The organism is Paenibacillus amylolyticus, from assembly GCF_036894225.1.
Lineage (GTDB): Bacteria > Bacillota > Bacilli > Paenibacillales > Paenibacillaceae > Paenibacillus > Paenibacillus amylolyticus.
In genome coordinates this window covers 3,021,343-3,032,833 of sequence record NZ_CP145892.1, presented here as the reverse complement: position 1 = coordinate 3,032,833, position 11,491 = coordinate 3,021,343, and the positions used below count along the sequence as shown (strand labels likewise).

Below are 11,491 nucleotides of genomic sequence, written 5' to 3'. Positions count from 1 at the left end.
TACTCTCTGATCGATCTTGATTAACTTATCTGCGACGCGCAAAATCCACAAATCTGAACTTGTCCGGTCGATGCCTCGACTCCGTATACTGAAATTGACTGGCATCCTCCAGGTAGACCTGGCTCCTCACCACAACTACATTGTGGGACCCTTCAAGGTCCAGTAGTTCCCTGTCCTCAGCGGTGGGTTCTTCCACCAAAATCTCTTTTTTGGCAAACGAAATCGAAAGCCCCAGCTCTTGCTCAATGTACTGATAGATGGAATCATTACAGATCTCTTTGCTGAGCCCAGGAACAAGCCGCTGGCTAATATAATCTTTGTCCAGTATGACATGCTCTCCATCCACTTTGCGCACACGTCTGATCTCCCAGACCTGTTCATTCAGGCCAAAGTTAATTTTTTTGTGCAACGCCTGATCCACCTGTTGCTCCTCGAAAACCTTCACATACGTTTGAGCACGATGTCCCATTTTTTTGGCCAATTCCTTGAAGCTAACCAGACCTGAGATGGGAAAATCGATCTTGCGTATATCCAGTACAATCGAGCCCTTGCCTTGAATCTTCTGAATATAACCTTCTTCATACAACATTTTCAATGCTTTGCGAATAGTCTCTCGAGACGTTTGATAACTTTCCGATAGATCCAGTTCCGATTGAAGTAACGTCCCTGCCTCAATCTCTCCGGTCCGAATACGATCTGCAATATCTTCATATATCCGGATAAATTTATTATTCATTATTCATCACCATTGTTCATTACCCTTTTTTTATCATATTGGCAACCATTATAGCATTAAAAACCAATCAAGCGGTAATGTCGTTACTACCGATGATTGCAGTATCACATGTAAGAATCAATTCAATCTAGATATGACGATCAAACGCTGACGCTTTCTCCACTTGATCTGTACGGTTCTCATCCATAACTTGAATCAGCTTATTTAAACGGAAGATCAGCGCTGCAGCTTCGGATCTGCTTAAGTGCTGCATGGGACGGAAGCTGCCGTCTTCATATCCGGTAATCATGTACAAACCTGCAAGTTCCTGCACTTCTTCTTTGGCCCAATCAGATACATCAGTCTGGTCGGTAAACGCTCTTGGGGAAGTCAGCGGTTCCGGTCTGATTTTACGAACAACATTTGCTATAATCTTGGATGCCTGTTCCCGTGTCACCAGCGCATGTGGAGCGAATTTGCCGTTCCCCATGCCTTGAACCATCTCATGATGAACGGCTGCCTTAATCTCAGGAGCAAACCAATCCTCATCGTTCACATCCTTGAATCCATGTTGTTCATTAACCGTTGTGTCCACACCCATCAGACGCACGATTAATGCAGTGAACTCCGCACGGGTGATCGGACGGCGTGGCTCGAAGCGAGTTTCACTTACACCTTGAATGATATTTTGTTCCGCCAGCCAGGTGATCTGATCTTTATTGAATGTTTGGCTGATATCAATAAATTTGATGATTTTTTTCACAGGTACATCAGGCTGCTCAGACGGTTCTGGTTGTGAACTCACCTCATCGGCTTGTTCCGATGTACCGTTTGGACTCGGGGTTGCACCGCCACCGCTCCAGGAGGATGGTGGATACGGAAAAGTCATGGCTGCTGCCCGTTTTCTTTCACTTTTTTCACCTGCTGAATTCTCCGTCCATACTTCCACCTCATAATGCTGCTCGGCATTCAGTCCTGTCCATACATGACTGCGCTGCGTGCCACGGTAGATCTCACGATCTTTATGGGTGATCACAATCACCTCATTCATTGAATCCAGTTCCCAAGTTAGCTTAATCGTACTTGTGCCTTGCGCTACGGCTGCAACTGTCAGATCCTCGGAAGGCAACGTCTCGAATTCCGGAACCAGGAGCGCCTCACCCTCCCCTGCCTCATTAAATGGAACAATTGCAAAGTCAGTATAACGCTCTGCACTGATTAATTCAGACACATGTATGGATGTCTCCGTTGTTGTTCCCACAAGCTCTTCATTTCGATAGATTCGATAACCCGCAGCACCAGGAATCAGTTCCCATACGATGTCTGCACCATACATGGAACGCCCCTCTACTACAGGAAGTGAAGCAGCACTACCGGGCAAAGTCATGGCATGAAGGTAATAACCACCATCACTACTGCCCGAGGCATTCATGGTCTTCACTATATAGATATAGTTCACGCCCGGTTCGAGTTCCTTGTCGTCATAGAACAGTTCGTCTGCAGGAACACGAGCAACCTCCACACCATCACGCTCAATGATAAACAACTCGGCACCTTCGAACCGGCTCTGTTCCAATAGAAGACGAATGTGGTCCTTCGCCGAATGATACTCCACTTTGACCGGAGCTGCTGGCTTGGTCAGGACAGAATACGCCAGCTTCTCCGATGCATCTCCTTGATCATTCTCTGTGTAGATTTCAATCGAGTACTGTTTGCCTGCATCCAGTTGATCAACAATAAACTCTTTTTGTTTGCCTCGGTATACTTCTGTACCATCCAGTAATATAACGAAAGTTTCGTTCCCATAAGGGAAGTTCCATTCCAGTTTGGCGTGATCTGTCTCCGGATATATCTTCATTTCCAGTGAATCCACATGAGGCAAGGTGTAAAAAGGAGTCACGATCATTGGACTTCCTGAACCAGCCGTATTATAAGGAATAATCTGTACCTGATCATATCGGGTTGCACTCTCCAGATGAGTTAATCTCACCTCTGTGATATCCCCTTCTTCAATCGTGGTGAACATCTGATCTCCGATACGTATGTTATTTCCCTCCGCACCTTGTACCTTTGGCCAAGAGATCAATCCCTCCTTTTCCCCAATCATGCTTGCATGTAAAGGTTCGTTTATGGTCGCAGGCAACGTTCGTAAGTAAACTTCGAAACCGGAATCACTCTCTCCCGTTGCATTGGATGTTTTGATGGTATACGTGTAATGCTCTCCTGGTGTCAGTCCCTGATCTTCAAATGAAGCGTGATCTGCTGGAACCTTTGCGACTTCAACGCCATCCCGCATAATAATGAATTGCTCTGCTCCCCGTGTGGAGCTTCCAGTCAGGTCCAGTACCGCAGTCTGATCTGTAATGTGGGTTATACCTGCCGTCTGAGGTGATATAGGTTTCGTTAAAACTTGAATCTGAATAGACTCTGACCGATGACCATCTTCATTAATCGCAACAAGTTCGAATTCATACGCTGTGCCATCCAGCATGCTATTGAGATGTACAGAGGGTTCAGACACGCTCTGTATATCTCCCGTTACCCGATTACGAATCTCATATGCAGCCGCTCCCTTAACAACATCCCAAGCCAGATCCACCGCATGTGTTCCGGCTTTCACTGTTATACTTTCTGCAACCAATGGCAACGTTTGAGTCATTACACTGAAAGTAAGCGGCGCACTCGTTCCACTCGCATTGACTGCCCGAATTACATAAGTGTATTTCGTTCCTGGCGACAGATCCTTGTCTACAAATTGGGGTTCACTTGAATCCATCTGAGCGATCTCTCTTCCATCCCGTTCAATGACATAATGATCTGCCCCTTGGACACCAGTGTTACTGAAATCCAGACTTAGGCTGTTTTTTGCCACATCATATACTGCAACCTTAACGGGTTTCTCAGGCAAAGTCAGCAGAGATACATCCGTCGCTTCAGAACGAGTCCCTTGTCTATTGACTGCCCATAGTTGATAGCGATGCCACGTTCCACCCTGGAGACCTGTAATCGTCGCTCCATTCTCCATTCCTCTATAGATCTCCTTGCCATTCTGCTCAATCACGTATTCAGAGGCACCTTCCACGACAGACCAAGAAACTTTTGCATGATGTACTCCTGAATCAACAAGTACTTCGGCAGGCGACACAGGTTTGGACAATCGGATGAGCTGAGCTGTTTCACCTGATCCAGAAGCATTCACAGCCTGAACTTCCAAAGCGTACTCTGTACCTGGCAACAATTCCTCAGCCGTGTAGGCCAGTTCTGATGTTCTGCCCACTTCTGTTCCATTGACTTTCACAATATAGAGATTCGCCGTATCTATAGCTTGCCATGCAAGTCCCATACTTGTTTCACCAGTCGATGTGACATTCAGTCCTTCCGGCCTGCTAGGTAAAGTAAGAATTGTACTACTGGTGGATGCACCGTACCCGGCAGCATTGCCCGCCTGTACTTCGTAGGTATACTCACGACTGCTTGACAGGTGGTGAACTGCGAGTTGTGTATCTGATATCTCATGGCTATTTCCATCGATGACCACCCGATATTTCGTTGCCCCAGCTACAGGCTCCCAGCTCAAGATTGCTCCCTGTTCAGTTACTTGAACAACGTGAAGTCCCGACGGGCTTTCTGGTAACGTTGTTCCTGATACCGAACTGCGCATCCCCTGTCCACTTCCGTTCACTGCTTGTACATCCAGTTGATAAGATGTTCCTGAACTCAGTCCCGCAAAGTTCCATTCTTGGGTTCCGGCAGGAACCGTTCCCGACTTCTCTCCATTCAACCATAAGTCATAACGATCGGCTCCACGTACTGTTTCCCAATTCAGACGAAGGCTCCCTGTGGAAGCATCTGATATCTGTAAGCCGGACACCTGCCCAGGTAAAGTCTTGAGCAAAGGTAATCCTGCCAACGGTCCTGGTCCTGTCTCATTTCCGGCAATTAACGTATAGCTGTACTCCGTTCCGCTATCCAGACCCGAGTCCAGATACTCCGTCTGCTCTCCTTCATATATGGCTGTTCCATCGCGTGAAAGACCATAATACGTTGCAGAAGTCACTGTCTCCCATTTTAATGAAATATCATGCTCCTGAATTTGAACGGCCATAAATTCACCGGGCACTGCCGGCAGTGTGAGAAATCCAGTTCTACTACTACCACCTGCTCCGCTTTCATTCATTGCCGTTACCGAGATGTTATGAATGGTTCCTGGAACGAGGTTGCTGACATAGGGAAGGCTGCCAGGATCAGATACCGTCTGATCAAATACGATTGCACCGTCTGAAGTAGTCGCAATAATGCGGTAAGCATCTGCTCCTCGTACTGGATCAAATTGAATTTCGGCCAAATTGGGCTGTGAATCTACTTTTCGAACGTGCAACGTTCCGGGAGCTGCCGGGGTAGTTAATACTTGAACGCTTACTGCATCACTTACTCCGGTATGGTTTCTCACTCTAACTTCATATTCATAGACCTGACCACCACTTAGGGAGTGATCGATTACACTGTGGTTAGGATAATCGAGTGTCCATGACTGCCCTGTAGTTTTGTTCGTTATCTCATACTGATATCCATCGGTATACCTTTCCCCAGTTGGCAAATCCACTGTAAGTTCAGCTGAAGTCTCAGCGATCTGTGTCGTTTTCACATGAGTCGGTTGCTGGGGCTTGCGTTGAATATGGTAAGGTGATGATGTTGTCTCATATGTATTCCCTGCTCTGTCCATGGTTTTCGCATGGATGTACCATATACCTTCCGATTCGATGGATATTTTATGCTGGTCAGAGCGGGCTTCAAGCCAATGCTCCGGTGATTCTGCACTGTTCGTAACTTGATAGAATCGTTCCCGTTCCTGAATGCCTGAGTGGGCATCGGCATACTGAATGGTAGTGGATATATCTATATCCGTCCAAGCATGTCCGTTCGGTGCAAATGTAATCGTTGGAGCCATCTGATCCACATAGGCGATTCGACTCACTTCCTTGCTTACATTGCCAACAGTATCCCTTGCTCTAGCCCGAATGGTGGTAGCGCCGTTTGTGCTTACTGTACCCGTATTGCCTGCAATATAAGGAGCATCGTTCATGCTGTATTCATAGGATATCGCTTGTTCATCCACACTTCCAGCGATAGTGAATTGCACATGTTCTTTACTCCATCCAGAAGGGCTTAAACTAATCACCGGCTCGGTTGGAGCTGTCGTGTCAATTCGAACTGTAGCCTGAGCGGACGTGCTTATATTGCCTACACGGTCAAGTGAGCGTGCATATACGATCGTTTCTCCCTCATCGGTAACCGTCACTTCGCCCGTGTAATCGATCCAGGGACCTTCTTTGTTAAGTCGATATTGGCTCTTGGCAAGCCCACTGCCCGCATCTTCACCACTGTTTATTGCAAAAGTTACATCCTCATTCGTCCAATCCTCTTCACTTAACGCAATCGTTGGTTGCTCAGGCCCAGTCTTGTCGATTCTGGCTGTTGCCGAAGTGGAAGCACTGACATTGGCGGCCCGATCAACACTTCGTGCGTAAATCTCAGTTATCCCTTCTTCACTTAGTGTAAGAGGAGCCTTATAGTCGATCCATTCTCCCTCACTTCCCAGCTTATATTGTGTCAGACCAATGCCACTCGCTTCGTCCGTACCCTCCGTTAATGTCACGATTACCGCCGCTTTTGTCCAATCGGGCGGATTCAGCGAGATGACAGGTGGCGTTGGTGCCGTCCGATCTACTCTGGCTGTCACAGCCGTTTCCTGTCCTGTATTACCAAACGCATCAATACTGCGTGCCATAACAGTTGTGTTTCCTTCACTGCTTACGGTAAACGGAGCGCTATATTCACGCCATTCTCCTGCCGGACCAACTTTTACTTCAGTCTTCTGAGTTCCGCTCAAGGCATCCTTTCCTTCTTCAACCGTGATGAGAACATCTTCCTTGGTCCATGAGGATGGAGTGACTGTAACGGAAGGAGCAGTTGGACCCGTTGTATCTTTAATCATCTCTCCAGCGGATATAAATGGGGTCTGTATCCCTTCACCATTCAGTACCGCCACAAGAACTTCATATTTTCCATCCGCGAGTCCGGTCAGGGCAAATTCTGTACGTGTGGAAGTTGTTGTTCCCGTTGCGAGGACTTGCCCACCTGGACTGCGTATTTCCGTTTTGTAATGAGTGCCCGCAGGATTGCTATTATTATTCCAACTCGCTGTAACAGAGTTGCCTGATTGTGTCACAGCCGCAGCAGCGGGTGGATTGGCCAATGTATATTTGGTGGATGGACTGGAGTACCCCGTGAAGGAACCACTTGAATTTTTGGCACGTACAGCAAAAGAATAACTGGTATTCGGAGTGAGCCCTCTCACCTGCCGACTGTTTGACGCACCTGTATCCACGATCTGATTCGTCGTCATATTTTTCAGTTCATACGTTACGGATGCATCATTAGCCTTCTTATCCCAGTTCACCGTCAAGTTATTAGGGTCAACCAGTGTATACGTCGGCGTTCCAGGCACAACAAAACTTCTAACCGTAAAGTTAACGGTTCCTGCCGAGGATACTCCACCTTTGTCATCCATGACCCATACTTGCAACGTGTGTGTGCCATCTGGCAGGGTGCCAGGCAATGTGTAGTTAGTGTTGAAAGACTGATTTGAACCCGTCGCGGTCATCTGGGTCAAAATGTTCTCAGACCCACCATCAATGGACCATTTCACGGTCAACAGGTCGCCTACATCCGTATCTCGCGTTGTACCAGAGATCTGAAGTTGCTCGCCTTTGTAATACGTTTGCCCCGAAGAAGGAGCCGTTAGGGTAAATGAAGGTGGAACGTTCTGAGGGCCGATTCCCACGATCGTTGAAAATTTGCGTGAAGCCTGATTCGCTGTTGCTTTGGCATTCCACCAGAATTGCGCTGCTGTATCACTAGCCGTAACGGTCTGGCCTGGAGTGAATGACGAAGGTGAAGAACCCCCTGTTAGCTGCGCATTGTCCGGACCGCTGTACTGTCCCATGTATATGCGATCTGCATTCACAACATTGTACGTATTCGCATAAAAAGCCGTGACCTGAACGCCGCCGCTGTAATTGCGCCATCCATTCTCTATGACTTCAAACGGAGATGCATCATTGCCATTCACCATCGTATCCCAATAAAATGTTCCACCCAAATTCAGTGCCGATCCGCTGCGGTTGATGGCTTCCAGTTCAACCTTCATATACCCACCTTGTGAGGTAGCATTAACGATAGATACACGCAAAATATATTCGACATTGTCCTTTTGCCGGGACATCTCAATCACATTATTGTTAATTCGGTAATAATTAAGCGGCAATGTTTTGAAATTCACGGGTGATCCATTATGGTCGATAATCGTAGATACATTCCCTGTATCACCACCGTAAAATACATTTGTGTTTGGTAGTAATACAATTCTGTATTTACCATCACTGTTCATCTCCACTTTCACCTTGGAGGACTGTACAGCCTTCATGCTGGACGTATCGGATACAATCCCGATTGTTTCAACCGTTTCAGCCATTACCGTCGTTGCGCCCCATTCAAGCAAAAGGGCTTGAGGTGATAATAACGCAAATGCCAATACCACTTTGGTTAATTGTTCCGCTTGTTTTTTCACACGTTTTCCTGATTTCTTCAACGTCTACTCTCCTTTTTGGCACACAAAAAAAGGAGGCACCCCAACAAAGGAACGATGTCCTAAGTTGGGGTGCCTCCCCTAACAAGTGTCATTTTTTCTTGATTATAACGATTAAGCGCATGAATGTAAACACTTGATCATGAACGCCTTACTTGTCATTTCTCATCTCTGATCTTTAATAACGCTTCATCCAGTGCGCCAACGACCTTGTCACACCATACATCAAATTCCAGATCTTCGGTCTGTAATTCAGGATGCGCCAGAATGTGCTCAATCGTACGTCGAATGCCCTGATCGGCTCTTGTCGTTGCTACAAATTCCGGAACAAGTCGCTTCAGCTTGCTGTTATCAAACACAACAGTATTGGCTTTGTCACCCAGCAATCCGCCGCGAAGATCCTGATCACTGCATGCGGCCAAGAACTCAGAGGGTACATGCACCGCATGAAGCTTAACGCCCAACACACCAGCTATAATCTCATGAATCTGATTCCAGGTGACGGATTCATCTGAGGTGATATGTACCGATTCGCCAATGGCATGGATATTTCCCATCAGCCCGATAAACCCTTTGGCAAAATCAGTATTGTGCGTAATGGTCCACAGTGAAGTGCCATCTCCATGGATGATAACGGGTTTGCCTTCACGGATACGCTTGAGAACCTGCCAGCTGCCTTGAGCACCATGAACACCGAGAGGTACCGATTTGTCGCCATACGTATGGCTCGGACGCACGATGGTTACAGGGAATCCGTGCTCTCGGTATTGTTTCATCAGATAGTCTTCACAGGCAATCTTGTTGCGAGAATACTCCCAATATGGATTCGATAAGGGCGTCCCTTCCGTGATCCGGTAATCAGCCAAAGGTGTCTGATACGCCGATGCTGAACTTATAAAAATAAACTGCTTGGTTTTATCCTTGAACAAACGGTAATCTCGCTCCAATTGAGACGGTACAAAAGCGATAAAGTCTGCCACAACATCAAATTCCAGATCAGCTATCAGTTCCGCTACAAGTGCCTCGTCATTAATATCAGCTTGAAGTACCTTGACTTCTGCTGGTAACTCATCGTTCCGATTGCCGCGATTAATTAAATAAAGTTCACAGCCTTGCTGTGCGAGCATCTCCGTAATGGCCGTACTGATGGTGCCTGTCCCTCCAATAAATAGCGCTTTCATTTCGCCACCTCCTGATCGATTTTACCCACTTTTCCATGATATCACGCACCAAAAAAAGGAGCAAAGCTCGGTGACCCGAAACCTCGCTCCTTCTGCTTATACGACCTTAATCGTTGCATATATCATGTACATGCCGCAATGGATCTCATATTCTCCCTTGGGCAGATCTTTGTCGACCGTATAATAATTGGGTCCCTTTTGCATGTATAGATCCATGCCAAGCTTTTGTGATCCCACTGATTTCACATGTGTCACCGACCGGGTCAGAATAAAGTTGATTTTGGTCGGTACGCCAGCTTTCACCTCGATAACGTCTGGTCCAAAACCATCGTTGCTCACGTCCACATCAATGACTTCATATCCCTTCAAATCCTCCGGAGTCTCAGCTTGTGCTGTTACCGCACTTCCCGATCCGGGGGATACGTCTTTGCCCATAAAATAAACCAAAAATGATCCAAGCAGTACAACAACGGTCAGACCCAGCGTTAACCAAGGCCATGTTTTTCCAAACCAGCTTTTCATATAAACACTCCTCATTCGATGTCCCATCAATATTCAATCAACAGACGGATGTATTCTTTAAGCATACCTGATTCGCATGACAATGAAAATGACCCCTCTGGGCTATTGCGATTGAGCAAAAATATTTCAATAGAAAAAGCCTGATTTCTCAGGCTTATCTACGGGTATTCCCGTTCATGATTCGCAATATTCCTTTTCGTATTAATTAGGAATAGATCGGTGTATTCCGACTTCGTCTCATGCGTAATTTATACAACTCTGGCAGGGCTACACCAATGAGCACAATAATAACTCCGAACCATTGCAATCCGCTGACATGCTCATGGAGCACGATTGAGGATAACAAAACTGCAATTGGAAGCTCCACTGCACCCAGGATTCCGGCCATGTCACCACCAATATGCGGAACGCCGATAGCGAACAGTACTGGTGGAATGAATGCCCCGAAGAATCCAAGCAGCAATCCAAATACAAGCAACTGGCTCCAGATCAATCCGTTAAAGAGGAATGTCGGTGGGAACAAAATGCACAGTAGAATCAATCCGCCTGTAACCATCCACGCACTACGAAAGGCTGGATGCGCTGAAGGAACCGCTTTGCCGCTGAACAAGACAAACAGGGAATAACTTACGGCTGCCATTAGTCCAAGAGCAATACCCAGACCGTTGAACTCACCCAATCCTTGTTCCAGGAAACCCGCTGCCAGCAAGGTTCCACCAAACAGAATGATCAACGTCAGGAACGTGACTTTGTCTGGACGTTGACGTTTGCTTATCGCCTGAATCAATACGCTAATCCAAGTGAACTGGAACAACAGGATAATGGCAAGTGAAGCCGGGATATAACGTAAAGACTGATAATACACGAGACCTGTAATTACCGTTGGTGTTCCAGCAGCCATCAATATCAGACGTTGTTTCCACGTCAACCGCTTGAATACCTGTGCCACGGCTCCTGATGCTTTGCCATTTGCCTGTGACTTACGTTTTGTTCTAAATTTTGTGTATAGCGCCAGCATCCAGGATAGAAGGAAACCCGTGATCAGCTGTGCTCCCACAACCTCTCCAAGTTTATATCCTTCGCCGTACGCCAGAACCACAATCGTGGATAATATGCCATAGCTCATCGCTCCCGCGAGAACGGACAGATAATATTTCATTGTGAATAAACCTCCTGATGATAAGAAAAATACGCCTGCATGTTGGTTCATGCCAAGGTCACAGACACCATCTAAATGCAAAAAATCCTAACTACGAGCAAGGAATACATTGATTCCTTGGCATCGTAGTTAGGAAGTATAGGCTTCCCGTAGAGACCCTCGCCCTGTGTACACTTTCGGCCTGCGAGGTTATACGAAATGATATATGCAATTTGATGTAATTCGTGTGTGACGACTTTTCATATATTACATGGGAGGTGAGATGG

At 46.7% G+C, this 11,491-nt stretch carries 5 protein-coding genes and 1 riboswitch; all 5 genes read right to left on the bottom strand.

Annotated elements, in window-relative coordinates; all coding sequences use genetic code 11:
- Positions 1–25: 25 nt before the first annotated feature.
- The 5 genes from treR to V6668_RS13665 all read right to left on the bottom strand — a co-directional run bounded on the left by treR (position 26) and on the right by V6668_RS13665 (position 11,225).
- Complete coding sequence (gene treR, locus V6668_RS13685) at positions 26–736, bottom strand: trehalose operon repressor (RefSeq protein ID WP_338708689.1); 711 nt, start codon at positions 734–736, stop codon at positions 26–28.
- Between the two features lie 127 nt (positions 737–863).
- Positions 864–8,366 carry a fibronectin type III domain-containing protein gene (locus V6668_RS13680; protein ID WP_338708688.1) on the bottom strand — a complete coding sequence of 2,501 codons (7,503 nt, stop codon included), beginning with the start codon at positions 8,364–8,366 and terminating at the stop codon, positions 864–866.
- A 155-nt stretch (positions 8,367–8,521) separates the two neighbouring features.
- The gene (locus V6668_RS13675) at positions 8,522–9,544 is read right to left on the bottom strand and encodes an SDR family oxidoreductase (protein WP_338708687.1); all 1,023 of its coding nucleotides are present in this window, start codon (positions 9,542–9,544) and stop codon (positions 8,522–8,524) included.
- A 96-nt stretch (positions 9,545–9,640) separates the two neighbouring features.
- Positions 9,641–10,066 (bottom strand): cupredoxin domain-containing protein, encoded by a 426-nt coding sequence (locus V6668_RS13670; RefSeq protein ID WP_017688751.1) that lies wholly within the window; start codon positions 10,064–10,066, stop codon positions 9,641–9,643.
- A gap of 205 nt (positions 10,067–10,271) precedes the next feature.
- Positions 10,272–11,225 carry an EamA family transporter gene (locus V6668_RS13665; RefSeq protein ID WP_017688752.1) on the bottom strand — a complete coding sequence of 318 codons (954 nt, stop codon included), beginning with the start codon at positions 11,223–11,225 and terminating at the stop codon, positions 10,272–10,274.
- A gap of 106 nt (positions 11,226–11,331) precedes the next feature.
- A riboswitch (purine riboswitch) is annotated at positions 11,332–11,442 on the bottom strand.
- Positions 11,443–11,491: the final 49 nt, after the last annotated feature.